Origin of the sequence: Gryllotalpicola reticulitermitis (genome assembly GCF_042651345.1) — a bacterium.
GTDB lineage: Bacteria > Actinomycetota > Actinomycetes > Actinomycetales > Microbacteriaceae > Gryllotalpicola > Gryllotalpicola reticulitermitis.
On the sequence record NZ_JBHSCN010000005.1, the window covers coordinates 1,104,180 to 1,129,174 of the forward strand.

Below are 24,995 nucleotides of genomic sequence, written 5' to 3' on the forward strand. Positions count from 1 at the left end.
CCATAGACTGAGGCATGTGATCGACCCCGTTCTGCTGCGCGAGAATCCCGATGTCGTGAGAGCCTCGCAGGTGGCCCGGGGTGAGTCTGCCGAGACGGTTGATGCGGCCATCGCCGCCGACATCGAGCGTCGCAGCGCGATCAGCGCCTTCGAGGCGTTGCGCGCCGAGCAGAACGCGCACGGCAAGCTCGTCGCGAAGGCGCCGAAGGACGAGAAGGCGGCGCTCGTCGCGCAGGCGCAGGACCTCGCGGCGCGGGTCAAAGCGGCGCAGGCCGCCGTCTCCGACGCGGAGGCCGTGTTCGAGGCATCCGTTCGCCGCCTCGGCAACGTCGTCATCGACGGCGTGCCCGCCGGCGGCGAAGACGACTTCGTGGTGGTCAAAACGGTCGGGGAGATCCCGAGCTTCGACTTCACCCCGCGCGACCACCTCGAGATCGGCGAGCTGCTCGACGCGATCGACATGCAGCGCGGCGCGAAGGTGTCGGGCGCGCGCTTCGACTTTCTCAAGGGAATCGGTGCTCGCCTCGAGCTCGCGATCATGAACATGGCGCTCGACAAGGCGCTCGCCAACGGCTTCATTCCGCTCATCACGCCGACGCTGGTGAAGCCCGAGATCATGCAGGGCACGGGGTTCCTCGGCGCGCACGCCGACGAGATCTACCGGCTGGAGGCCGACGACCTCTACCTCACGGGCACGAGCGAGGTCGCGCTCGCCGGGTATCACGCCGACGAGATCGTCGACCTCGAGAACGGCCCGCTCAGGTACGCCGGCTGGTCGACGTGCTACCGCCGCGAGGCGGGCTCGGCCGGCAAGGACACTCGGGGAATCATCCGTGTGCACCAGTTCAACAAGCTCGAGATGTTCGTCTACACGAAGCCGGAGGACGCCGAGGCGGAGCACGCCCGGCTGCTCGGGTGGCAGGAAGAGATGATGAACGCGCTGGGCCTCAGCTATCGCGTCATCGATACGGCCGCCGGTGATCTGGGCTCGTCCGCGGCGCGCAAGTACGACGTCGAGGCCTGGGTGCCGACCCAGGGCGCGTACCGGGAGCTGACGTCGACGTCGAACTGCACGACGTTCCAGGCGCGCAGGCTGGGCGTGCGATACCGCGCGACGGATGCCGCAAACGCCGGCAGCGCCGGCAGCGCGGGCAAGACGACGCCGGTCGCGACGCTCAACGGCACGCTGGCCACGACTCGCTGGATCGTCGCGATCTTCGAGACGCACCAGCAGGCCGACGGCTCGGTGCGCGTGCCCGAGGCGTTGCGGCCGTACCTCGGCGGCCTCGAGGTGCTGACGCCCGTAGCGGCCCGCTGATGCTGATCGGCCTCGACGTCGACGGCACGCTGCTGCACGTCGACGAATCCATCTCCGACGCCGTGCGCGAGCAGGTCGATCGCGTGCAGCGCCTGGGCCATGAGGTGACGCTCGCCACCGGCCGCAGCTGGGAGACCGCGGCGCCGATCCTCGACGGGCTGGGCCTCGCGCCCGAGTACGTCGTCTGCGCCAACGGGGCCACGGTGATGCAGCGCGACCTCGCCGAGCCGAGCGGGTATCGCCGCGAGTGGGTCGAGACCTTCGACCCGACCGAGGTGCTCGAGACGATCCGCGGCCATCTGCCGCGCGGCAGCTACCTGGTCGAAGACGCCGTGGGCTTCCGCCGGTACACCGAGGGCATGACCGAGTGGTCGCTCACGAACGCCGAGCAGGTCGACTTCGAGCAGTTGAGCGGATTCCCCGCGAGCCGTGTCGTCGTCGTCTCGCCCGACCTCGGCACCGAGGAGTTCCTGCACATCGTGCGCAGTATGGGCCTCACCGAGGTGTCGTACTCGATCGGCTGGACGGCGTGGCTCGACATCGCGCCGATCGGCGTGAACAAGGCGACCGCGCTCGAGCGCGTGCGCGACGAACTACGGATTCCTGGCTCCGAGGTGCTCGTCGTCGGTGACGGCCGCAACGATGTGGAGATGTTCCGATGGGCGGTCGCAGGCGGCGGCCGTGCGGTCGCCATGGGCCAGGCGCCCGACGAGGTGAAGGCCGCGGCGAACGAGATCACGGGTGCCGTCGACGATGACGGCCTCGCCGCCGTTCTCGCCCGGATCGACTGACTAGACTCGACCACGGATGCGTGGCAGAGCGGCCTAATGCGGCGGTCTTGAAAACCGCTGACGAGCGATCGTCCGGGGGTTCAAATCCCTCCGCATCCGCCGTTCGGCGGCCTTCGATGGCGCGCTTACCAAACGCACAAGCCGTTGCGTGATAATGGCCCTCAGGCTTTTCTCGACGCGCGCCTCCCTCGACGGGCGCCATGAAACCTGAGGTGATATGAGTTCTCCGCGACGTGCGATGGCGATGGTGCGGCATGGGAAGGCCGCGGCCAGGCATCCGCTTGTCTTCGCGGGCAAACTCGTGGCCGCTGTCGTCACCGTCGCGGTGGTGAGCACGGCCGGAATCGCGGGCATCGCGCTCGCCGACGTGACCGGCAATGTGGTCTCGCACCCGGTCGTCCACCTCGTCCAGCAGGACGGCAGCTCGGTTGCGAAGTCGGTCTCGGCGTCGGCACTCAACGGCGAGTTCAACATGCTTCTCGTCGGCTCGGACACGCGCACCGATCAGGGCGCGCAGTATTCGGATGCCGCAGACCAGAGCGCGTCGAGCGGCTTCGGCAACAACGACGTGACGATGCTGCTGCACGTGAACGCGGCGCACACGGCGGCGACGGTCGTGAGCTTCCCCCGCGACATGATGGTGTCGATCCCGCAGTGCCCGAACGCCGACGGCGGCTGGTACGACGCGATGTCGTCGCAGATGCTCAACTCGTCGCTCAGCTACGGCGGCCTCGCCTGCCCGGTGCTCACGATCGAGAACCTGCTCGGCATCACGAACATCAACTACGCGGCCGAGATCACCTTCGACGGTGTGGCCGCGATGTCGAACGCGGTCGGCGGAGTTCCCGTCTGCCTTGCGACGCCGCTGAGCGACCCGTACGTCGGATTGAAGCTGCCGGCCGGCACGTCCACTCTGAAGGGCCAGCAGGCGCTCGAGTTCCTGCGCTCGCGGCACGGTGTCGACGACGGCAGCGACCTGAGCCGCATCAGCAGCCAGCAGAACTTCCTGTCGTCGCTACTGCGCACGACGACGTCAGCAGGCACACTGGCTAACCCGGTGAAGCTGTTCCAGCTGGCCGATGCCGCCACCAAGAACATGACGCTCTCCGACACGCTGCGGTCGAGCCAGACCATGGTCGGCATGGCGCTCGCGCTCAAGGGAATCCCGCTGTCGCAGATCACCTTCGTGCAGTACCCCGTCGTCGCGGACCCGACGAACGCCAACCGCGTCGTCCCTGATGAGACCGAGGGGCCCGTGCTCGCGCAGGCGATTCAGAAGGACGAGCCAGTCTCGCTCTCGGCCTCGACCGGGCGCGGAACGGAGCTGAAGGGCGGTTCGACGGCCTCGCCGAGCCCCACGGCGGCCTCGACTTCTACTCCTTCGCCCACACAGACGCCGGGTGGCTCGACGCCGACATCGACGCCGAAGCCGACGGCGGTCGCGCTCGGTCAGAACGCGACGGGTCAGACCGCCGCGGAGCAGACCTGCACCAAGGGCGTCAATGCCGGTAACTTCTAGTGCCGGTAACTTCTAGTGCCGGGAACTTCTAGTGCTGGCAACTTCTAGTTCCGGTAGCTTCTAGCGAGTGAGTGACCAGCGTGCCGAGCCCGGGCTGGGCGTCGGCCTGCTGGTCGTCCTGTCGGTGCTGGCGGCAGCCGCTCCGCTGTCGATCGACTTCTACCTGCCGTCATTCCCGCAGGTGCTGCGGTCGTTGCATACGGATGCCGCGAGCGTGCAGCTCACCATCACCGCGTTCCTCGTGGGCGCGGGCCTCGGCCAGGTGGCGTGGGGCCCGATCTCGGATCGCTTCGGGCGGCGCCGCCCGCTGCTGATCGGCAGTTCCATCGCAGTGCTCGCGGCGGCTGCCGCGGTGTTCGCGCCGAACGTGCAGATCTTGATCGGCGCGCGGTTCGTGCAGGCGCTCGCCGGCGCGGCCGGCATGGTGGTGAGCCGCGCCATCGTCACCGACCGCACGAGCGGCTTCGTCGCCGCCCATTCGCTGGCGCTGTTGCAGACGATCGTGACGGTCGCGCCGATCATCGCACCGGTGGTCGGCGGCCTCGTGGCCGGCCACCTCTCGTGGCGCGGGGTGCTCGGCGTGGTGCTCGCGGTGACGGTGATCCAGGCGCTCGGGGCGTTCACCGCGGTGCGCGAGTCGCTGCCGCCCGAGCGCCGCACCCCACGGCTGCGATATGCACACATCGGGCAGCTGCTCGGCCGCCCGGGCTTCCTGGGCTATGCGGCGACGATCGCGTTCACCTTCGGGCTGTTGATGGCGTACATCTCGTCGTCGTCGTTCGTCTACCAGCGCGTGATCGGCATGCCGAGCTGGGCGTACGGACTGGCGTTCGGCGCGAACGCCCTGGGCATGATGCTCGGCGGCGCCACCTCGGTGCGCCTCGCGCGGCGGCACGTGCACCCGGCTCGCGTCGTCCGAGTCGCTCTGGTCATCGCCGTTCTCGGTGCGGCCCTGGTGCTCGCTGTTGTGCTGTCGCCGCTGCCGACGTGGCTGATCGTGTTCCCGCTGTGGTTTGCGGTCACCTCGGTCGGATTCATTCAGGGCAACACCACCGCCCTCGCGATGGAGCAGAGCCGTGGCATCGCCGGTGCGGGCAGCGCGGTGATCGGTGGCCTCATGTTCCTGCTCGGGGGTGCCATCTCACCCCTCGGTGGCGTCGCCGGCGATGCGACGGCGCTCCCGTTCGCGATCGTGATGGTCTCGAGCGGCGTGTGCGCGCTCGGCGCATTCGCCTCTGCCCGGGCGTTCGTGCGCCGCCACCCCGACGCCGAGCGCGGCTTCGCGCGGACGGCTGCCTGACCTCGCGCACCGCGTCGTACCGCCGACTCTCTCAACCCCAGCCCTCCCGACCCGCCGCCCACGACCCCGACTCCCGGCCACTCATGAATGGGTAAAACCTAGGTGTGTGCAACCGACATGGTCCAGCAAACTCGCGGGTGTCGCCGGCTCGTCTACGTGGAACCACGCATGTACCACCTAGGCCTCCGAAGCCGGTGAGTGGTGCGCCGTGGGGTACCGGGCCAGTTCGTGCGTGCCTCCACGCATTCGGTCCACCACGCAGCACTCAGAGTCGCGACTGTTACGTGTGCTTCGCCGCGGCGGCGTTTTCGCCAGGCGGAGCCAGTGGTGGCCGGGCGACCCGCCTGCTCGCCAATCTCATTGACGAAAGGATCACGAGACGTGACGCAATTGCCAGTGTCAGAGCCGGGAACGAAGAAGAGCCGGCTTGCGAAACGCCTGATCATCGTGGGGTCGGTCACCGCTCTGGCGGCCGGTGTCGTCGGCATCGGCGCGCTCGACACCCTGAGCGCTTCGGTCGGCAACAACCGCTCGACGGTGCAGGGCACGCACGCCACCGCTCCGGACGTGAAGGTCGACGGCACGCCGTTCGCGATCGAGTACACGAGTGCCGGCGTGGTGAACGGCAGCGTGCCGTCGAAGTGGGAGTTCACCAACGTGGGCGATGCGAACGCCGACTGGGACGCCGTGTTCGCCACGGAGGCCGCCAGCGACTCGCGGGTTGCTGCCGCGACGCACCTGTCCGCGAACGTGCCGATCAGCTTCCAGCAGGAACCGGCGGGCCTTTACAGGGGCCGCATCGACCTCGACCTCGGAACCCTGGCCAATCCGATCTCGGTGAAGCAGGCGTTCGAGAACTGGCGCGCTGAAGGCGGCTATGTGGAGCTTAAGCTGATGAGCGCGGTGCTTACCCCGCAGCGGTCGGACGCGCGCATCACTCTGGGAAACTCCGGCAGGGAATACCTCAGCTTGCCCGGCTCCCTGGGCACCTCGATCGACCTGACGATCACGCCGACCATCGACGAGCTGGCGGCCGGCCCCATCGGGCAGTCCGTGCCCGAGGGCGAGTCGCGCGTGGCGGTCGCCTCGTTCGACTTCACCTACCTGAAGGCATACCCGGCCCTCGCGCCGTAACCCTCACGGCCGCCTAAGGGCGCGTTCGGCGGCATGAACTGTGCCCGATTCGCGCGAGTGTTCCCGTTGTATTGGGCACACTTGCGCGAATCGGGCACCCCGCGCGTCAGGGGGCGCTGCTCAGTTGAGGCTCGGCGGCGTGAAGGTCCACGGGGTGTTCTGCGTGTACGAGCTGCTGGTCGTGCCGTTTCCGAGCTCGCCGTCGCCGCCGTAACCGGCTCCGTAGACCGTGCTGCCGTCGGTGCTGAGGTAGGTGCTGACGTCGTAGCTGCCCGAAGCCTGCGCAACGCCCGAGGCGACGACCAGCGTCGGTGTCGTGACCACGCCGCCCGAATTGACGCCATTCATGAGCGAATTGTCCGACTCGTACCCGACGGAATAGAGGGCACCGGGCGAGGTGACCGCGAGTGAGTAGTCGTAGCCGGCGTTCAGACTCGAGACGCCGCTCGGCCACCCGCCGAGTTGGGTCGCGTACAGCACGTCGCCGGTTCCGAGCGAGGCGCCCGCGCTGCTCTTCGAGCCGAGCTGGTAAGTCGAGTTGTAGCCCCAGCCCCAGACCGCGCCGCTCGTGTCGAGGGCGATCAAATGCCGAGCGCTGTAAGAGAGCTGCGTGACGTTGCCGAGGCTCGTGAGAAGCGACGTCATGACGAGGGTCGCGATGCCTGTCGTGCCTATCGTTGTACCGTTCGCGCGTTCGCCCTCGGCGGCGGTGCCCCAGACGAACACCTGACCGCCGGCCGCGATCGCGCCGCCACCCCAGCCGCCCTGAGCCACCCACGTCGCCGAGGCGGGGATGCCGGTGACCGCGGTGGGCGTCGACATCGACGAGCCCAGGATGTTGCCGTTGGCGAAGTATCCGTTGGCGGATCCCCACGAATACACGTGACCGTCCGTTCCGACCGCGGAGGCCGTGTAGGTCGACGCGGCGATCGTGCCGTAGGACGGCGCGGCTCCGATGGCGGCATTGGGCCGGATCTGCACGGGAACGGGAATCTTGACCTGCCCGATCCCTGCGGGGCTCGCCGTGGTGCCCTGACCGGCCTCGCCGTCGGGGTTGTACCCCCAAGACCACAGCACGCCGGCCGCGTCCAGCACGTAGGAGGTGCCCTGGCTGGTCGCCACGTCGACGGCGGGCGAGCTGAAGCCTGACGGCATGCTCAGCAACGTCGGCATGAGGACGTTCGTGCCGACCTTGCTCGGGTTCGCCTGGCCGTACGGGTTGTACCCCCAGCCGTAGACCGAGCCGTTCGACCCGAGGGCCAGCGTGTGGGCGGCCGTCTGCTGTTCGTTCGCGGTCGCGATCTTCACGAACCCCCAGATGCTGACGGGCACGCTGACGGGTGTCGCGGCGACGTCCTGGTTGTTGGAGACGTTGTAGGTGATCGTGTAGCTGCCCATCGCGGTGCCCATCGCCGCGCCGGTGAGGTTCGGCGACGAGGTGTACGTCTCGGAGGCGGTGATGTCGCCCTGCACCGAGTCATTCGCGGTGGTGAGGCTCCGCAACCAGGCGTCGACGCTCGGCTGCCCGGTCGCGCCGAGCTGGCCCACGAACGCGCTCGTGACCTTCGCGTGCCCGTCGGTCCCGGTCGTCACGGCGCTGATCACCGGCGGCTGCCGCGCCGCGGTCAGGGCGATCGTGCCGTACTCGCTGTCGGTGAACGCGGCGCTGGTGACGCTGGTGAAGAAAGTCGCGGGGAGCGCGGCGACGGCGAGCCCCGCCACGATGAGGCGCATGGGCCGCCGAAGTCGGTTCACGTTCATGATGCGGATTCCTCAGCCAGTGGTGGATGCGCCGGACACCCGCGCGACCATGGCGACGGTCGAGCTGGCGAGCACCGCGCTCGTAAGCTGCGCCGAGACGCTGATCTTGACGGAGGCACCCGGCGCGAGCGCGTCGAGGGGGAGCGCGCCGAGCGCGGTGGTGGGCACGCCCGACACGTCGATGGCGCCGTCCGCGCTCACCACCGCCCAGCTGAGCGCGGCGAGCATCGCGGCGCTGCTGTCGGCTGCGGGGTTCTGCACGATGGCGAGGGTCGCGGTCGAGTCCGTCGTCGACGTCGGCGCGTTCCGGACCCAGAAGGATGTCGTCGCCGTGGTGCCCGGCAGCATCGCGCCGCCGTTCGCGACGGAGAAGGTCAGGGGCGCCTGCGTGTCGGCCGGGATGTTGTCGCTGCCGCTCGCGCCCGGGGCGATCGTGTCGGACCAGGTCGACCCGTCGGGGCTGATCTGCAGGTCGTAGCTGCCGGCGCCCACCGTGGGGAGGTTCGTGTATTCCGAGTCGCTGTACATGGCATCGGTCATGGCCGTCGTCGCGAGCGCGACGAGCACGGCGCCCGCGAGTGCGCCGAAGATCGCGCGCCGCGCGCGACGGGGTCGCGCAACGATGACGGGATAGTCAGGCATCCGGCATCCTTTCGGGAACGAGTGGGAACGAGCGGGAACGAGTGAAAACGAGCGGGAACGCGGAGGAGTTCTTTGGGTGAGGCCGGCTCCGGTCGGGCGGCCCGCTCAGCTGGTGCTCGACGCCCCGTCGACCTCGGCGGTGAGGAACGCGGCTTGGCCCTGCAGGGCGGCGTTCGCGGTCGCGCTGCCCTGGTCGGGCAGGCTCACGACGACCGTGTAGCTCTGTACATCGCCCGGCGCGAGGTGGGGTTTCGACAGGTCGACGCCCGCGGCCAGGTCCGTGTAGCTCTGCTGCGTGACGGTCGCCGATCCGTCTGAGACGGAGAACTGCAGGGCGCTGAGGAGCGCGGTGTCCGACGTGCCGGCGTTCGTGTCGAGCACCAGTTTGAAGTCGTCGATCACTGCGCTCTGGGTGCTGTTCGGCGCGTTGCGGACGGTGAACGTGAAGGTCTGGTTGGTCGTGGCGTCGCCCGGAATGAGGTTGTTCGCGGCAACGTTGCCGACGCTGCTGCCGGCGACGACGGCGGGCGCGGCGGTATCGGTCGCGAGGTTGTCTGCGGTGCCGGGGGTCAAGGGGCTCGTGGTGTCGAGCCAGGCCCCGCTGTCGCCGGCGACCTGGATGTTCCACGTCGCCGCACCCAGACCGCCGCCCGTGCTGTTGAAGCCCGCGTACTCGGAATCGGTGAAGGCAGCCGTGGTGACCGCCGCGATGCCGACGGCCGCGAGCACCCCGAAGAAGAGGAGGCCGGCGAGGCGCCGCTTGCGCAGCTTCGGCTTGACGATCACCGGAGTATCCGGTGTCGTCCCGTCGGTCGCGGTGCTCTTCATCATGCTCTCTTTCGTCACTCGCGTGCTGGTATGTCCAGTCCAGGCCCGCGCCCGCGCGCGGGAGGCCGGTGAGTGGCGCACTTGAGTGGTGGGCGGGGTGCGAGTGAGTGAGCGCCACGCCGGGCTGAGCGCTACGCCTGGGCTAAGCGCTACGCCTGGGCCGAGCGCTACGCTCGATGGCACGGCGAGGGGAGGCGTTCCTGGTGGCGGAGCTCACGCTCGATGCGGTGCGCCGCGACGCGCTGGAGTATCTGCGCTCCGGCACGAGCGTCAACCTCCGGGGGCTCCCCGGTTCCGGCCGTTCGTCCCTGTTGCGCTCGATCGCGGACGCGCTGGAGGCGGCGGGCTGGCTCGTCGTGCGCGTGAGCGGCAACAGCGCTCTCGCGGACAGGCCGCTCGAAGCCCTCGCCCTCGCCGACCTCGGCCCGTCGGCCGCGGGGCGCACCCGCATCACGGTGTCATCGGCGGTGGAGGCATTGCGCCGCGCGCTCGAGGGCCGGAACTCCGTCGTGGTCGCCGACGACGCCGACCTGCTCGACGATGCGTCGGTCGGAGCGATCTCGGCCGCGATCGATGTCGGGGGAGCAACCCGCGTTCCGCTGCTGTCGTCCGAGTCGACGGCGCGCAAGCCGGCGCGGCTGTCTCTGGCCGCTCTGGTGCACCCGGGGGTGCAGCTCAGCATGCCGCCGGTGTCCTTCGAGGACTCGGTGCAGATCGTGCGCGCGTCGTGCGATGGCCGCCAGATCCCGAGCGACGTGGTCGCGCTCATGCACGCGCGCGCCGGCGGGCTGCCGGGTCTCATCGCGATGATCGCGAGCACGGCCCAGCGCCGCGGCCTCATCCCGCAGAACGACGGGGCATGGTCGGCCGGGGCGCGCCTGTGGACCCCTGAGCTGTCTCACGCGGTCGCTCCGTTCCTGCAGGGCCTCGAGCCCGCGGCGCTTGACGGCATCACGGCGCTCGCCCTGGTCGGCACGGTCGACATCGACGTGGCGCAGCGCTTGATCGGGTGGGAGGAGCTGGAGGCGCTCGACGATCGCGGACTGCTCACGCTGACGGATGCCCCGAGCGGGGTTCTGGTCGGCGTGTACCCGCCGCTCCTCGCGGAGTTCCTCCACGACGATCGCATCAGCGCCCGCCGGCTGCGCGTGCTCGGCAGCGTCAGCGAACGCCTCGCACGGGCGGATGCGCCGGGACAGGTGCAGGTGCAGACGCGACTCGCCGACCCCATGAACGCGCGCGCCGCTCTCGGCGGCGGGGGAGACCGTGAGCAGGCCAACGTCGTCCTGAACCGGCTCGTGTTCGAGAAGCGGACCGCGGAGTCACTGGTGCTGCGGGCGGAGTGGCAGCGACGCGGAGACGCGGCATCCGCTCTGAACTACGCGCTCAGCCTGCTCGTGCGCGGCTTCGACCTGGACGAGGCCGAGAGAGTGCTGAGCACTCCTGTCGCGCCGGCCGATCTGGAAGGGCGCGCCCTGCTCACGGTGTGGCGTGCGCTCCTCATCGCCTACGCGCACCACGACCTCGCCGCGGCGGAGGCGCTGCTCGACGAGGTCAGGCCGACCGTCGGCGCCTGGTCCCGCCTGCTCGACGCGAACCGCCGCCATCTGCGCCTCTTCCTCGACCGCGCGCAGAGCGCGGGCGCCGCAGGCGCGTTGCCCGTGCAGCCGGGCGGCGCGTCATCCAACGTCGCTCCGCCGGTGGCTCCGCCCGTCGTTCAGCCGGTCGCTCCGCCCGTCGCTCAGCCCGTCGTTCCGCCCATCGCTCCGCTCGTCGCCGAATTCGAGCGGCAGCTGCGGGCCGAAGAGCTCATCGCCGCGGGATTCCCCGAACGCGCGCTCGCCGTGCTCGATGAGTCCGCGCCGGCCGACCTCACGGACCCGATCATCCGAGAGGGGATGGACGCGGTGCGCGGCGTCGCGCTCGTCGTCGCCGGGCGCCTCGACGAGGCCGAGCGGTGGGCACGGCCCCGATACGACGACGGGCTCGCGACGCTCGACCCCGCGTCGATCATCTCCCACGGCTACGTGCTCACCCTCGTCTATTTCCTGCGCGGTGATGAGGACGTCTTGCGTGAGCACATCGGGCCGCTGCTCGCCCTCGGCTACACGCCCCTGCGGTACTCGCACTACAAGCTCGGCACCCTCGTCGTCGCGACGCGGCTGGCCGCGCGCAGCGGCCGCGCCGCAGTCGTGCGCTCGCTCGCGGAGCAGGTGGCGGCGATCGGACTTCGCCGGGGACCGTTCCCGGTCATGGTCGCGGACCTGGCGTGGGCCCACGCCGACCTCGTCACCGGCCGCGACGTCATCGATGTCGCCGATGAGTTGTGGCACGCGTTCGAGGACCTCGCGGCGCGCGACTACCCGGTGACCGCCGCCGCGACGGGGCTCAGGTCGATCGAGACGTCGCCGCAGGCATCCCGCGCCGCCGATGTCGCCGCGCTCGCCGCGAGGTGCGAGTCGGAACTCGTGTCGATGATCGCGCGCTACTGCGTCGCGCTCAGCAGTGACGACGCCGCGCTGCAGCTGCGTGAGGCTGCGGCGCTGGCCGGCGCCGGCTACCTCGGCTTCGGGCTGCGGCTGCGCGTCGCCGCCGTCGGCCTGCTCGGCGACGACGACCCCGCCGCCCAGAACGAGGCGCAGCAGCTGCGCGCGGACCTCGAGCAGGCGGGACCCGGCTACCGCTACCTCGCGAACGGGCTCGCGCCGGCCGCTCAGCTCACGGCGCGCGAGCGGCAGCTCGCGAACCTCGCCGCGCAGGGATTCAGCAATCAGGACATCGCCGAGCGCCTGAGGCTCAGCGTGCGCACGGTCGAGAACCACCTGAGCCGCTCCTTCCGCAAGCTGGGAATCGACAGCCGCGAGGCGCTGGCCGCTGCATTACTCAAGAACGGCGTCTGACCACCTCACCATGACCCGGGTGCCACTCAGCGCCGGTACTCATGCGGTCATCGGCCTGGGCCGGATCCCCACCATGGAGATGCGAACAACGCAGCTCCGGAAAGGGGAGATCCATATGAGCGACAACATCGGCGGTGCCGCCCCGATCGTGGTCACCAAGTCACACAGGCGCCGTCGCGCTGCGGCAATGCTCGCGGTCGCGTCCCTCGCCACAGCCGGCATCGTCGGCGCGACGATGGCGGCCTTCACGGACTCCGAGTACGCCGGCCTCAACAACGGGCCCGGCCAGGGCGGCTATGCGGCCGCCAACTGGAACATCCAGATCAGCTCGGATAACTCCGATTGGGTGGACACGACCAATCCGAACACCGCGGGCACGACCGACAACACGGCCGACGATGTCCAGGCGCCCATCGACCTCTCGATCGACGGTGCCAGCCAGCTGATCCCGGGCGACGCGAGCACCGACGTGACCACCACGTTCTACGTCCGCAACGACCCCACCAGCACGCAGAACGCAGAGCTCGCCGACTTCAAGCTGATCCCCGACCCCGCCCAGACCACCGACACGACCATGCTCGATGCGCTGCAGTTCACCGTCACCGACGGCACCGACACCGTCACCGCGGTGAGCTACGCCGACCTCAACGCCGGTGTCGCACTCAGCAGCCCCGAGCTCACACCCGGCCAGGTTCAGACCTACACCGTCACCGTGCACCTGCCCGCTCAGGCGACCCAGGCGGAGAACAACGCCCTCGAAGGCCAGGCCGCGTACCTGATCGCCGAGGTCGACGGCACGTCCGCGAACGCCAACTGATCGCTTCCCCGCCGTTCGCTGCTCTCATCGCCGGGCGGCGGGGCACAACCACCCGAAGGGGAGTCACCATGCGCACCGCACCCGTGCGAATCACTCAGAACATCGTCCTCGCCGCCGTGGCCGTCATCGGCGCACTCGCCATCGTCTTCGTCGCCGTCGCCCTCGTCATGGGGCTTCGCCCGGCGGATGTCGTCTCCGGTTCGATGCGTCCCACGCTTCCCGTCGGGTCCATCGTGCTCACGAAGGAGGTACCGGCATCGACGCTGAAGGTCGGCGACATCGTGCAGCTGCCCCGTCAGGACACGGATGGGGTCGTCACGCACCGCATCCAGCACATCGCCGCCGCGAGCAACGGAACGTACCGTCTGACGCTCAAGGGCGACGCCAACAAGCTGGCCGACCCGCAGCCGTACACGGTGCGCACCGCGGGGCTCTACAAAGGCGACATCCCGGTGCTCGGCGCGGTCGCGGAATGGGTCAAGACCTACCCGGTGTACGCCGTCGCCATCATGCTCGGGACGCTGACCTTCGCCTTCTGGGGACGCTCCACCGTCGCCGTCGCAATGCCCGACGGTTCAACGATCGATGGCCTCAGCCGCAAAGAGGCCGAGCGCATCATCGCGGTGTACCGCGGGGCGCCGCAGCACTGAGATCTCAGCGCGGAGACCGCAGCGCTGAAAACCAATGCGGGGCAGCGGTTACGCGGCGACCGCCGAGTTCGCAGGCTCCGCGGCGGCGGCGACGGCCAGCTCCCGGCGGCGTCGGAAGAGGAACGCCGCGAGGAGGCCGCCCACGGTGAAGATGCCGGCCGTGACCCAGTACACCGTCGTGTAGCTGTGCAGGGTCGCCTCGATGGCGACCGCCTGAGTCGGCGGCTGATGGGCCGTGACATACGCAGTGGCCGCGCTCGCCGCGATGGTGTTCAGCAACGACGTGCCGATCGACCCGCCGACCTGCTGGCTCGTGTTGACGAGCGCTGAGGCCACACCCGCGAAGTGGCGGTCGACGCCAAGCGTCGCGGTCTGGATCGACGGCGGCATGATCGAGCCCATACCCGCGCCCATCACCATCAGCGGCGGCAGCACGTCGGCCGCATAGGTGCTGTGGTCACCGAGCCGCGTCAGCAGAACCATGCCGATCGCGACGACGAACATGCCGATCGGAACGAGAATCTTCGGCCCGAAGCGCGGATTGAACACGTTGGTGCCGAACTGCGCGCTCAGGATCAGCATGCCGATCATCGGCAGGAACGCCACGCCCGTCTTGATCGGCGAGTAGTCGAGCGAACTCTGCAGGTAGTACGTCAGGAACAGGAAGAGGGCGAACATGCCCGACCCGGCGATGAGGATCGAGAGGAACGACGCTCCGCGGTTGCGGTTGAGAACGACGGCCAGCGGCAACAGCGGGTGCGAGGCGCGCCTCTGCCACAGCACGAACGCGGCGAGCAGGATGACGCACGCCACAAGCAGACCCCAGGTCTGCACGGCACCCCAGCCGTCCGTCTCGGCGTTCGAGAAGCCGAGCACGAGAGCGAACAGGCCGCCGCTGATGAGCGCCGCGCCCGGAATGTCGAGGCGAGGCCGTGCCTCCCCGAGCCGGGGCGTGTGCACGAAGATAAAGGCGCCGATCACCGCCACGATGGCGAAGACGATGTTGACGTAGAGGCTCCACCGCCAGCTGAGGTCCTGGGTGAGGAATCCGCCGAGCAGCAGACCGACAGCACCGCCCGCACCGGCGATCGCGCCGAATACGCCGAAGGCGCGCGCGCGTTCGCGTGGGATCGTGAAGGTGGTCGTCAGAACAGCCAGGGCAGTGGGTGCGAGTACCGCGCCGAATGCTCCCTGCAGCGCACGCGCCGCGACGAGCATGCCGAAGCTGGTCGCCGCACCGCCGAGCGCCGACGACCCCGCGAAGCCGATCAGGCCGATGATGAACGTGACCTTACGGCCGACGATGTCCGACAGGCGGCCGCCGAGCAGCAGCAGACTGCCGAAGGCCAGAGAGTACGCCGTGACGACCCACTGCCGTTCGGCGTTGGTGAAGCCGAGGTCTTTCTGGGCGGACGGCAGCGCGATGTTCACGACCGATGAGTCGAGTACCACCATCAGCTGAGCGGTTGCGACGGTGGCGAGAACCCACCACCGCGTGGCGCTCGGGGCGGAAGTTTCGGACATGAGATGTCTCCTGGTCGGCACAGACGGGGCAGGGTAGAACTTCAGATCGCGTCTTCATCGACACAGTGGCATTGGCAGTGGCCAGAACGTAGCAGATCACGGAATCATTCCCCTGACGGCAGCAGCATTCGAACTCCGCCCCTTGAGCCACTGACTGGAAGTTTCATGCACGACGACATCCCACTGACCGTAGGCCGCGCGAGCCGGGTGCTCAGCGAGCGCATCACGCCGGCGATCCACGCGCGACGCGTACCGCTCGACGTCGAGTGGCACGAACTGCCGGGCGAGCCGATCGCGCCCGTCGACGGCATCGCGCTCGACTTCGCGCCCTACGAGATCGGCACGTCGTGGGGAGCCGCATGGGGCACGACGTGGTTCCGGCTCACGGGCCGCCTGCCCGAGGACTGGGCGGGGGAGCGAATCGAGGCCGTCGTCGACCTCGGCTTCGACGTCAACATGACGGGGTTCCAGTGCGAGGGCCTCGTCTACGTGCGCGACGCCGTGAGCGGTGAGCCGCAGCCGATCAAGTCGCTGAATCCGCGCAACCAGTGGGTGCGGGTGACGGATGCCGCGGCGCCGGGCGACCCGGTCGAGCTGTTCGTCGAGGCCGCCTCAAACCCCGTCTTGCTCGATCACCACCCCTTCCTGCCGACGCAGGAGGGCGACATCCGGACCTCCTCACCGCGCAAGCTCTACACGACCCGGCACATGGACCTGGCCGTGTTCGACGCCGAGGTGCACGAGCTCGCCCTCGACATCGAGGTGCTCGTCGAGCTGCAGGCCGAGCTGCCAGAGAACTCCCCGCGCCGCATGAAGATCCTCCAGGCCCTCGACGATGCCCTCGACGCGCTCGACCTGCAACACATCTCCGAGACGGTGGCCGAGGCGCGCGCCGCGCTCGCCGAGGTGCTGGCGCGGCCGGCCGAGGCATCCGCGCATGAGATCGCCGCCATCGGGCACGCGCACATCGACTCGGCGTGGCTGTGGCCGCTGCGCGAGACGGTCCGCAAGGTCGCGCGGACGACCTCGACGATGGCGACGCTGATCGACGAGGAGCCCGACTTCCGCTACGGCATGTCGAGCGCCCAGCAGTACAAGTGGATCAAGCAGAACCGCCCCGAGGTGTACGCGCGGGTGAAGGCCGCGGTCGGCGCCGGCCGGTTCGTTCCGCTCGGCGGCATGTGGGTGGAATCCGACACCGTGATGCCGACCGGCGAGGCGCTTGCTCGCCAGTTCCTCTACGGCCAGTCGTTCTTCCGCTCGGAATTCGGGGTCACGTGCCGCGGCGTGTGGCTGCCCGACAGCTTCGGCTACTCGCCTCAGCTTCCGCAGCTCATGCGCCGAGCCGGCTTCGACTGGTTCTTCACGCAGAAGATCTCGTGGAACCAGGTGAACCGCTTCCCGCACCACACCTTCGAGTGGGAGGGCATCGACGGGTCGCGCATCTTCAGCCACTTCCCGCCGATGGACACCTACAACTCCCAGCTCTCCGGCGCGGAGCTCGCCCGCGCAACGCGCCAGTTCCGCGAGTCCCGGCGCGCATCGGCGTCGCTCGCACCGGTGGGCTGGGGCGACGGGGGCGGCGGCACGACGCGTGAGATGACGGGCAAGGCGCGGCGTGTGGCCGACCTGGAGGGCAGCGCGCGGGTGCGCTGGGAGCACCCCGACGCGTTCTTCGACCGGGCGAAGGCCGAGCTGCCCGAGCCGCCGGTGTGGGTGGGTGAGCTCTACCTCGAGCTGCACCGGGCCACGCTGACGAGCCAGCACACGACCAAGCAGGGCAACCGGCGCGGTGAGCACCTGCTCATCGAGGCCGAGCTGTGGGCGGTGACGGCTGCGGTGCGAGCCGGGTTCGCGTACCCGTACGACGAACTCGATGAGCTGTGGGAGGTGCTGCTCCTGCACCAGTTCCACGACATCCTGCCCGGAACGTCGATCGCCTGGGTGCACCGCGAGGCCGTCGAGAACCTGCGGCGCGTGGCCGAGGGGGCCGAGGCGATCATCGGGCGCGCGCTCGACGCGCTGGCCGGCACCGGCGAGTCGGTGCTCGTGTTCAACGCGGCGCCCTTCGTGCGGGCCGGTGCGCCTGCGCTGGGTGCGGGGGTGCTGCAGGGGCCCCCGGCGGAAGCGCCTGTGACTGCGACCCGCGACGAGCGGGGCGTGACCCTGCGCAACGAACTGGTCGAGATCGTCATCTCGCCGGAGGGCCTCATCGTCTCCGCCGTCGATCTCGCCACCGGCCGCGACGCGATCGCCCCCGGCGCCGAGGCGAACCTGCTCCAGCTGCACCAGGACTTCCCGAACAAGTGGGACGCGTGGGACGTCGACCGGTACTACCGCAATCGCGTCACCGACCTGCGTGAGGTCGACAGCCTCACCGTCGAGCAGGACGCGGGTGGCGCGCACGTGGCGATCGAGCGCAGCTTCTCGGCGTCCAGCGTCAGGCAGGTGCTGAGCCTCGCACCCGGGTCGCGTGCCCTCCGCATCGACCAGAGCACCGAGTGGCACGAGACCGAGAAGTTCTTGAAGGTCGCGTTCCCCCTCGACGTTCGCGCCGAGCACACCGCGGCCGAGACGCAGTTCGGGTACTACAAGCGCGTCACGCACACGAACACGAGCTGGGAGGCGGCGAAATTCGAGACATCCATGCACCGATTCGTACTCGCCGAGGAGCCCGGATTCGGCGTCGCCCTGATCACGGACTCGACCTACGGCTACGACGTGACCCGCCACGCGACACCCGACGCTGACATCACCACCACGCTGCGCCTGTCGCTGCTGCGGGCACCGCGCTTCCCGGACCCCGAGACCGACCAGGGCCTTCAGACGCATGCGTACGGTCTCGTCATCGGCGCCGATGCGCTCGGTGCGACCGAGGCCGGCATCGCGCTCAACGCGCCGGAGCGTGAGCGCGCGGGTGCCGCGCCGGTCGCGCCGCTCGTCGAGGCGGAAGGCGACGGGGTGCTGATCTCGGCCGTCAAGCTGGCGCACGACCGCTCGGGCGATCTGATCGTGCGCGTCTATGAGGCGCAGGGAAGGCGGACGCGCGGGGTCGTGCGGGTGGCGGGGCCATTCAGCGCGGCCCGCGTCGTGTCGCTGATCGAGGACGAGATGGAGTCCACGAGTACGGATGCTTCGCGCGGCGGCGCCTCGGTCGAGCTCTCCCTTACGCCGTTCGAGGTGCGCACGCTGCGGTTCAGCCCTGTCAGCGCTGGAAGTGCGTCCGACACCCGCGCAATCCTGCCGCCGGCGACGCCGCGCTCGTAGGCTGGTCATGATGCGAGTGATCAGCTACAACCTTCGCGAAAATCATGCGAGCGGCGAGCTCGTGTCGCTCGTCGGGCGCTTCGACCCCGACGTGCTCTGCCTTCAGGAGTGCGGCTCGACGGGCCTGCCCGACAACATCGGCGAACTGCGCCTCGCGGGTGCGACGCTGCGCAACCGGCTGGGCCTCGCGCTCTACTACCGCCGGAAGCGATTCGAGCTGGTGGCCGCCGAATCCTTCGCGCTCAAGAAGTCGCTGCACGATCACGTGCTCGCGCCGGCCGACGAGCGCCTGGTCGGCACGCGTCTGCGCGACGAGGAGGAGGGCCGCGAGGTCGTGATGGCCTCCTTCCACGCCGCCCCGCTGACCGCGCTGAACTCGCTGCGCCGGGCTCAGATCCAGGCGGCGCACGACCGTCTGCGCGAACTCGGCGCGAGTGCCCCGACTCTCATGGTCGGCGACTACAACTACCCGTGGTTCCACAAGAGCCTGCGGGCGCGCATGGTCCAGTCGGGCTACGAGCTGTCACTGAGCGACCAGACCACGTACGCGCGGTACCGCTACTTCAAGGGCCACTTCGACTTCGCGACCTCGGTCGGGCTGGCGATCGGTGGCGTCCAGACGCTGCCGGCGGGCGCGTCGGACCACCGGCCGATCATGGTGTCCGCCGAGTACCAGAAGGCCGTAGGCGAGTAGCGGGGCGGATGCGTGACGCATCCGCCCCCTCGCACTTAGAGGTTCTTGCGCGCCTCTTGTTCGCTCTCTTCCTGACTGCTCGCGATCGCGTTCTGCGTGATCGGCTTGGCGAGCGCCCACCAGACGAAGAGCCCGGAGACGACGATCATGCCGATGCCGGCGACGAGGTTGACGTTGAAGCCGTCCGCTTTGGCGAGCTGGTTGCTCGGCGTGAACGCCGCGCCCCAGATGACGCAGATGACGCCGTAGATCACGAAGAGCACCGCGATGATCATGCGCAGGTCGAAGAGGATGTTGAGCGCGTTGCTCGTGGGCTGAGCGCTGTCGTTTTCAGGCATGGGTGGACCTCCTAGACGAACATGAAGAAGACGTAGCAGATGGCGGCGAGCACGAGCGCGCCGATGCCGAGCACCCACACGTTCCGGTACCAGACCTCATGCGTGCCGGCCGCCTGCGCGTCGGCCATCGCGTCAGGGTCGGTGAGACCGCGCACGAGTCCGGTGAGCGCCGAGTCGGGCTTCGGCTTCGAGAACAGCGAGACGATGATGCCGACGACGATCGCAAGCACGAGGGCGACGCCGCCGCCGAGGTAGCTCGAGCCCTGGGCCGAGATCGGGATGACGCCGATCGAGTTGAGCACCGAGACGGTGATCGCACCCGCCGTTCCCGTCGCGAGGCCCGCCCAGCCGGCGTGACCCGTCGCGCGCTTCCACACGAGACCCAGGATGAAGATCGCGAACAGCGGCACGTTGAAGAACGAGAACAGCGTCTGGATGTAGTTCATGATGTTGCCGAAGTTGCCCGCGATGAAGGCGGTGCCGATCGCGATCAGCGTGCCGATCACCGTCACCCAGCGGCCGACGGTGAGGTAGTGCTTGTCCGGCTGGTTGGGGCGCAGCCAGCCCTGCCACAGGTCGTAGGTGAAGACGGTGTTGAGCGACGACACGTTGGCCGCCATGCCCGCCATGAACGACGCCAGCAGGCCGGCGAGGGCGACGCCCAGGAATCCGTTCGGCAGCAACTGCTGCATGAGCAGGGGCACGACGTCGTTGTAGCTGACGTTCGAGGTGCCGCCCGCATTCAGCTTCTCGATGCCCGGCACCGACACCGCGGCGATGATGCCGGGAATGATGATGACGAGCGCGATCAGCGTCTTCGGGAATGCGGCGATGAGCGGCGTGCGGCGTGCAGCCGACATGTCCTTGGCGCTGAATGCGCGCTGCACCTCGGTGAAGTTGGTGGTCCAGTAGCCGAACGAGGTGACGAAGCCGAGGCCGAGCACGACGCCGATGACGCTCCAGACCGGGTTGTGGATGCCGGTGAGCTCGTGCGCCGGAAATGCGTGCAGCAGGCTGGAGTGGCCCTGGCTGATCAGCTTCTGCTTGATGCCGCTCCAGCCGCCCGCTTTCGCGAGTCCGATGAGGGTGATCGGCACCATGGCGGCGACGATCACGAAGAACTGCAGCACCTCGTTGTAGATCGAGGCGGACAGACCACCGACGAGCGTGTAGACGAGTACGACGAAACCTGCCACGACGATCGCGAGCCACAGCGGCCACCCGAGCAGAGCGTCGACGACGATCGCCATGGCGTACAGGTTGACGCCGGCGAGCAGAACGGATGCCACGGCGAACAGCACTGCCTGGAATCGCTGTGTGGCCGGATTGAACCGGCGCCGCAGGAACTCAGGAACCGAGCGCACCTTCGAGCCGTAGAAGAACGGCATCATGAACAGGCCGAGGAACACCATCGCCGGGATCGCGCCGATCCAGTAGTAGTGGACCGCCTGGATTCCGTACTCGGCGCCGTTGGCGCTCTGACCGAGCAGCTCCGTCGCGCCGAGGTTCGCGGACATGAACGCGAGGCCGGTCACCCACGCGGGCAGCGAGCGCCCGGAGAGCAGGAAGTCGAGGCTGCTCGCCACCGAGCGCCGGGCGATGAATCCGATTCCAAGAACGAGTGCGAAATAGATCGCGACCAGCACGTAGTCGATCGTGCTGGCGTGCAGGCGCAGGCCGGTATCGGCCAGCACCGCTGCGGTTGCTTCGTGGGCTCCGAGCGACGTCATCATCCTCCTCGCCGAGAGCATCCGCCCCGGCACCGTTAGTTAACGGCAACAAACGATACGCCACATGCTTCGTTGCGACCAACAACATATCGGGGGTTGCGGGCGCACCGGCCGAGTGACTAAGCCGCGGCCGCGCGGGAACGCGCGCATAGACATAGAGCGAATTCATTGTCAAGACCTGGGCTGATGTCGGTGGTCGTGCCCAGGATCGAACCATCACAAACATCCGCCGATGGAGGAGGAGATCATGGGCGCCGCAGCCGCAGCTCTCGAGTCTGATGCGTTGGGCACTCCTCGTGCGTTGGGAACCCCTCGTGCGTTGGGAACCCCTCGTGCGTTGGGCACTGGGGTGGTCGATGTCGACGTGACCCCGATCGGCGGCGAGGGCTGGCGTGTCAGCATCAGCCATGCCGATCGCTCCAACCCGTTCGCGCTGCTCGGCTTCATCACGGCCGTGCAGACGCCGGCCGGCGAGCGATTCCAGGTGTGCGTGATCGGGCGCCCCGGCGACGAGATCGAGAAGCCGACGCTGGCCGAGGCGATCGATGTGCTGCGCCCGGACCCCGGCCAGGTCGAGGCGATCCTCGCGGGCGTGCGCCACTAGCTCCTGGCTGCGCCCCGAGTTCCTGGCTGCGCCACTAGTTCCTGGCTGCGCCCCGAGTTCCTGGCTGCGCCCCTAAAGTTAAGGGCGTGTCCAAGGTCCTCAGCTCCCTTCCCGTCGGCGAACGCGTCGGCATCGCCTTCTCCGGTGGTCTCGACACCTCGACAGCCGTCGCGTGGATGCGTGAGAACGGTGCGATCCCCTGCACCTACACCGCTGATATCGGCCAGTACGACGAGCCCGACATCGCCGCCGTCCCGGGCCGTGCCGGCGAATACGGCGCAGAACTCGCGCGCCTCGTCGACGCGAAGGCGGCGCTCGTGGAAGAGGGCTTCGTCGCGCTGCAGTGCGGTGCGTTCCACATTCGCTCCGGCGGCAAGACGTACTTCAACACCACCCCGCTCGGCCGCGCCGTGACCGGCACCATGCTGGTGCGCGCCATGAAGGACGACGGCGTCGAGATCTGGGGCGACGGCTCGACCTACAAGGGCAACGACATCGAGCGGTTCTACCGCTACGGCCTCATGGCGAACCCCGCACTGCGCATTTACAAGCCGTGGCTCGACGCGAAGTTCGTCAGCGAGCTCGGCGGTCGCAGCGAGATGAGCGAGTGGCTCGTCGCGCGCGGCTTCCCGTACCGCGACTCGAGCGAGAAGGCCTACTCGACCGACGCGAACATCTGGGGCGCGACGCACGAGGCGAAGCGCCTCGAGGACCTCGACGCCGGCCTCGACATCGTCGAGCCCATCATGGGTGTCGCGGCGTGGCGTGACGACGTCGAGGTCGCGACCGAAGAGGTTTCCGTGCGCTTCGAAGCGGGGCGCCCGGTTGCGATCAACGGCGTCGAGTACACGGATGCCGTCGCCCTCGTGCTCGAGGCGAACGCCATCGGCGGCCGCCACGGTCTCGGCGCCTCCGACCAGATCGAGAACCGCGTGATCGAGGCCAAGTCTCGCGGTATCTACGAGGCTCCGGGCATGGCGCTGCTGCACATCGCGTACGAGCGCTTGCTGAACGCGATCCACAACGAAGACACCGTCGCGAACTACCACAACGAGGGACGCCGGCTCGGTCGCCTGATGTACGAGGGCCGTTGGCTCGACCCGCAGTCGCTCATGCTTCGCGAGTCGCTGCAGCGCTGGGTCGGCTCGGCCATCACCGGCGAGGTCACCCTGCGGCTGCGTCGCGGTGACGACTACACGATCCTCAACACGACGGGCTCCGGGCTCAGCTACCACCCGACGAAGCTCTCGATGGAGCGCGTCGGCGACGCTGCGTTCGGCCCCGATGACCGCATCGGTCAGTTGACCATGCGGAACCTCGACATCGCCGACTCACGGGCGCGGCTCGAGCAGTACGCGACGCTCGGCCTGATCGGCGGCCCGACGGCCGAACTCGTCGGCACGCTCGAGTCGGGTCACGCCGAGGAGATCCTCGGCGGCGTCGAACGCCTCAGCGAATCGCAGGAAGAACTCGAGCGCGCGACGGATGCAGCGTCCGAGGGCGCCGCGTTCGACACCGGCACGGACTGACGGGTTTCAGTCTTGCTGCGGGTCGCGCCCTCAGTGGCATGAGGACTTAGCCGGCGCACGCGCTCAGAGCTGACACGCGCTCAGCGCTGACGCGCGCTCAGCGCTGACACGCACCCAGCGCTAAGAGGCGGGTCACCCTGGTGGCCCTACTAACCCTGGTGGCCCTGCTAACCCTGGTGGCCCTGCTAACCCCGGCGGGCGTGCCAACCCCGGTGGCCGCGCCCGCACGGGTCGGTGCGCCGCCCGAGCCCACGGACCGGCGTGGGAGCCGTAGACCCAACGCACTTCGGGCACGCCGGCAGTTATGCGCACCCGCCATGGCCCCGTGTCGATCTGACGGTGGTGGTGCCAGCAGAGCAGAACGCCGTTATCGACGTCGGTCTGGCCGCCCGCGCGCCATGCGCGAACGTGATGCACCTCGCACCAGCGCGCGGGGATCGTGCAGCCCGGGATGACGCACCCCCGGTCACGACCGGCGATCGCCCGGCGCTGGCCCGCGCTGAAGACCCGCTGCGCCCGCCCGAGGTGAAGTATCTCGCCGTCTTCCCCGAACACGAGGCGCTGCATTCCCCCGGTGCACGCGAGCTGCTCTGCTGCGCGCACGCTGAGCCGCGCCGACTCGCCATCGGCGACGGCGGCCCCGGTGCGAGCCTCGAGGGCGACTTGATCGATCGAGACGATCAGCGTGGGATGCGCGCCGCCCATCACCGGTGCTTCGGGGTCGCGCGCTGCCGCGGCGAAGACGTCGCGAAGCACGTCGGCCATGCGCTGGCCGCGGGTGCGCCGATCTTCGGGCTGCAACTCGGCTTCGAGCCGGGGCTCGTCAGCTGCGCGTCGCTCGTCTTCAGGCCGTTGCTCGTCTTCGCGACGTGGCTCGTCGTCGGCCTGCGGCTCGAACGACACGCCCCTACCGGACCTCGGGTTCGCGTAGGCGTCGAGAAGGGCTCGCACGGTTGCGGCGTGCTCGGTGGGCAGCAGGCCATTCACCTTGGCGACGCCGTTCCGCACCGCGCCGATGCTGAAGAACCGCTTCTGCATGGCGGCGTCCTCCGCCGGTTCGACGCCGTCAGGATCGAGCGCCTGAGCCCATGCCTCTGCAGCGTCGCGGAGGGCGTCGGCCGGCATCGCCTGCGCGAGCTCGCACAGTTGCGCCTCGGCCGCGCCGACATCGTCGGGTGAGGCGACCCGCAGAGTCGGCACGAGCTTGCCGGCGATCACGTCGGCTTGATCAAGGGTGACGGACCCGGCCGCCACCGCCTCATCGACCACCGGCAGGCTCTGCAGCTTGCGGGACGTCTTCACCAGGCGATGTGCGGCCGCGCGTGTTCCACGGGTGAGGTATTCCACGGCCTCGACGACCGTGCGATGCCCGAGCTTCGCCGCGAGCGACTCGTCGCCCAGGCTTGCGTCGGACCGATTGTCGAGTTCGCGCACCGTTGCCAGCTGCACGGCAAGTGCCTGCTGCGCAGCCTCGTGGGCGGCGGCGAGCACGTCAAGCAGTTGCTGATCAGAGAGGGCGCTGGGCGCAACCGGCACGAGCGCGTCGAGGCGCTCGAGCACCGCGTGCGCGCCAAGCCCCACAACAGCCACGGTCGACCTCCAAGGTCAAAGTCGCCGGATTCGAAGAATCCGTGATCGTCTCGTGGCGC

The 24,995-nt window shown here is 69.0% G+C and carries 19 protein-coding genes and 1 tRNA gene; 13 read left to right on the forward strand and 7 right to left on the reverse strand.

The window, feature by feature from the left end; genetic code table 11:
• Window positions 1-16 precede the first annotated feature (16 nt).
• The 6 genes from serS to ACFOYW_RS12330 all read left to right on the forward strand — a co-directional run bounded on the left by serS (window position 17) and on the right by ACFOYW_RS12330 (window position 6,062).
• Window positions 17-1,318, forward strand: coding sequence for a serine--tRNA ligase (serS, locus tag ACFOYW_RS12305; protein WP_390229238.1), 1,302 nt, complete (start codon window positions 17-19; stop codon window positions 1,316-1,318).
• A complete protein-coding gene (locus tag ACFOYW_RS12310) occupies window positions 1,318-2,109 on the forward strand; it encodes an HAD family hydrolase (protein WP_390229240.1) in 792 nt (263 codons plus the stop codon). Before serS ends, ACFOYW_RS12310 begins: the two co-directional genes overlap by 1 nt.
• 14 nt (window positions 2,110-2,123) lie before the next feature.
• Window positions 2,124-2,208, forward strand: a tRNA-Ser gene (locus tag ACFOYW_RS12315).
• Between the two features lie 118 nt (window positions 2,209-2,326).
• Entirely contained in the window at window positions 2,327-3,628 is a 1,302-nt protein-coding gene (locus tag ACFOYW_RS12320) for an LCP family protein (RefSeq protein ID WP_390229242.1), read from the forward strand.
• A gap of 67 nt (window positions 3,629-3,695) precedes the next feature.
• The gene (locus ACFOYW_RS12325) at window positions 3,696-4,928 is read left to right on the forward strand and encodes a multidrug effflux MFS transporter (protein WP_390229244.1); all 1,233 of its coding nucleotides are present in this window, start codon (window positions 3,696-3,698) and stop codon (window positions 4,926-4,928) included.
• Window positions 4,929-5,309: 381 nt separating this feature from the next.
• Window positions 5,310-6,062, forward strand: coding sequence for a hypothetical protein (locus ACFOYW_RS12330; protein WP_390229246.1), 753 nt, complete (start codon window positions 5,310-5,312; stop codon window positions 6,060-6,062).
• Window positions 6,063-6,182: 120 nt separating this feature from the next.
• On the opposite strand, the gene ACFOYW_RS12335 is transcribed toward ACFOYW_RS12330, so the two are convergent.
• The 3 genes from ACFOYW_RS12335 to ACFOYW_RS12345 all read right to left on the reverse strand — a co-directional run bounded on the left by ACFOYW_RS12335 (window position 6,183) and on the right by ACFOYW_RS12345 (window position 9,296).
• Window positions 6,183-7,823: an RCC1 domain-containing protein gene (locus tag ACFOYW_RS12335; protein WP_390229248.1), complete on the reverse strand. Its 1,641-nt coding sequence runs from the start codon at window positions 7,821-7,823 to the stop codon at window positions 6,183-6,185.
• Window positions 7,824-7,835: 12 nt separating this feature from the next.
• Complete coding sequence (locus ACFOYW_RS12340) at window positions 7,836-8,465, reverse strand: hypothetical protein (RefSeq protein ID WP_390229250.1); 630 nt, start codon at window positions 8,463-8,465, stop codon at window positions 7,836-7,838.
• 105 nt (window positions 8,466-8,570) lie between these two features.
• Window positions 8,571-9,296 (reverse strand): hypothetical protein, encoded by a 726-nt coding sequence (locus ACFOYW_RS12345; RefSeq protein ID WP_390229252.1) that lies wholly within the window; start codon window positions 9,294-9,296, stop codon window positions 8,571-8,573.
• 200 nt (window positions 9,297-9,496) lie between these two features.
• Between ACFOYW_RS12345 and ACFOYW_RS12350 the strand changes: the two genes are divergently transcribed.
• From ACFOYW_RS12350 to ACFOYW_RS12360, 3 genes are all read left to right on the forward strand, one after another.
• Window positions 9,497-12,193 carry a helix-turn-helix transcriptional regulator gene (locus ACFOYW_RS12350; RefSeq protein ID WP_390229254.1) on the forward strand — a complete coding sequence of 899 codons (2,697 nt, stop codon included), beginning with the start codon at window positions 9,497-9,499 and terminating at the stop codon, window positions 12,191-12,193.
• 115 nt (window positions 12,194-12,308) lie between these two features.
• Window positions 12,309-13,010 (forward strand): hypothetical protein, encoded by a 702-nt coding sequence (locus ACFOYW_RS12355; protein WP_390229256.1) that lies wholly within the window; start codon window positions 12,309-12,311, stop codon window positions 13,008-13,010.
• 68 nt (window positions 13,011-13,078) lie between these two features.
• A complete protein-coding gene (locus ACFOYW_RS12360) occupies window positions 13,079-13,660 on the forward strand; it encodes a signal peptidase I (RefSeq protein WP_390229258.1) in 582 nt (193 codons plus the stop codon).
• Window positions 13,661-13,708: 48 nt separating this feature from the next.
• Here ACFOYW_RS12360 and ACFOYW_RS12365 read toward each other — a convergent pair whose 3' ends face one another.
• Window positions 13,709-15,184 carry an MFS transporter gene (locus ACFOYW_RS12365; protein ID WP_390229260.1) on the reverse strand — a complete coding sequence of 492 codons (1,476 nt, stop codon included), beginning with the start codon at window positions 15,182-15,184 and terminating at the stop codon, window positions 13,709-13,711.
• A 165-nt stretch (window positions 15,185-15,349) separates the two neighbouring features.
• Between ACFOYW_RS12365 and ACFOYW_RS12370 the strand changes: the two genes are divergently transcribed.
• Window positions 15,350-18,451: an alpha-mannosidase gene (locus tag ACFOYW_RS12370; protein WP_390229262.1), complete on the forward strand. Its 3,102-nt coding sequence runs from the start codon at window positions 15,350-15,352 to the stop codon at window positions 18,449-18,451.
• 10 nt (window positions 18,452-18,461) lie between these two features.
• The gene (locus ACFOYW_RS12375; protein ID WP_390229650.1) at window positions 18,462-19,145 is read left to right on the forward strand and encodes an endonuclease/exonuclease/phosphatase family protein; all 684 of its coding nucleotides are present in this window, start codon (window positions 18,462-18,464) and stop codon (window positions 19,143-19,145) included.
• Between the two features lie 35 nt (window positions 19,146-19,180).
• On the opposite strand, the gene ACFOYW_RS12380 is transcribed toward ACFOYW_RS12375, so the two are convergent.
• Together ACFOYW_RS12380 and ACFOYW_RS12385 are read right to left on the reverse strand one after the other, a co-directional pair.
• Window positions 19,181-19,483, reverse strand: a complete 303-nt coding sequence (locus tag ACFOYW_RS12380; RefSeq protein WP_390229264.1) for a hypothetical protein — start codon at window positions 19,481-19,483, stop codon at window positions 19,181-19,183.
• An 11-nt stretch (window positions 19,484-19,494) separates the two neighbouring features.
• Window positions 19,495-21,213, reverse strand: a complete 1,719-nt coding sequence (locus tag ACFOYW_RS12385) for a sodium:solute symporter family protein (RefSeq protein ID WP_390229266.1) — start codon at window positions 21,211-21,213, stop codon at window positions 19,495-19,497.
• Between the two features lie 349 nt (window positions 21,214-21,562).
• On the opposite strand from ACFOYW_RS12385, the gene ACFOYW_RS12390 reads away from it, so the two are divergent.
• Window positions 21,563-21,817, forward strand: a complete 255-nt coding sequence (locus ACFOYW_RS12390; RefSeq protein ID WP_390229268.1) for a hypothetical protein — start codon at window positions 21,563-21,565, stop codon at window positions 21,815-21,817.
• Window positions 21,818-21,903: 86 nt separating this feature from the next.
• The gene (gene argG / locus ACFOYW_RS12395) at window positions 21,904-23,346 is read left to right on the forward strand and encodes an argininosuccinate synthase (RefSeq protein WP_390229270.1); all 1,443 of its coding nucleotides are present in this window, start codon (window positions 21,904-21,906) and stop codon (window positions 23,344-23,346) included.
• Window positions 23,347-23,478: 132 nt separating this feature from the next.
• Here the strand turns inward: argG and ACFOYW_RS12400 are convergent, their stop codons facing one another.
• Complete coding sequence (locus tag ACFOYW_RS12400) at window positions 23,479-24,936, reverse strand: HNH endonuclease signature motif containing protein (protein ID WP_390229272.1); 1,458 nt, start codon at window positions 24,934-24,936, stop codon at window positions 23,479-23,481.
• Between the last annotated feature and the right edge of the window lie 59 nt (window positions 24,937-24,995).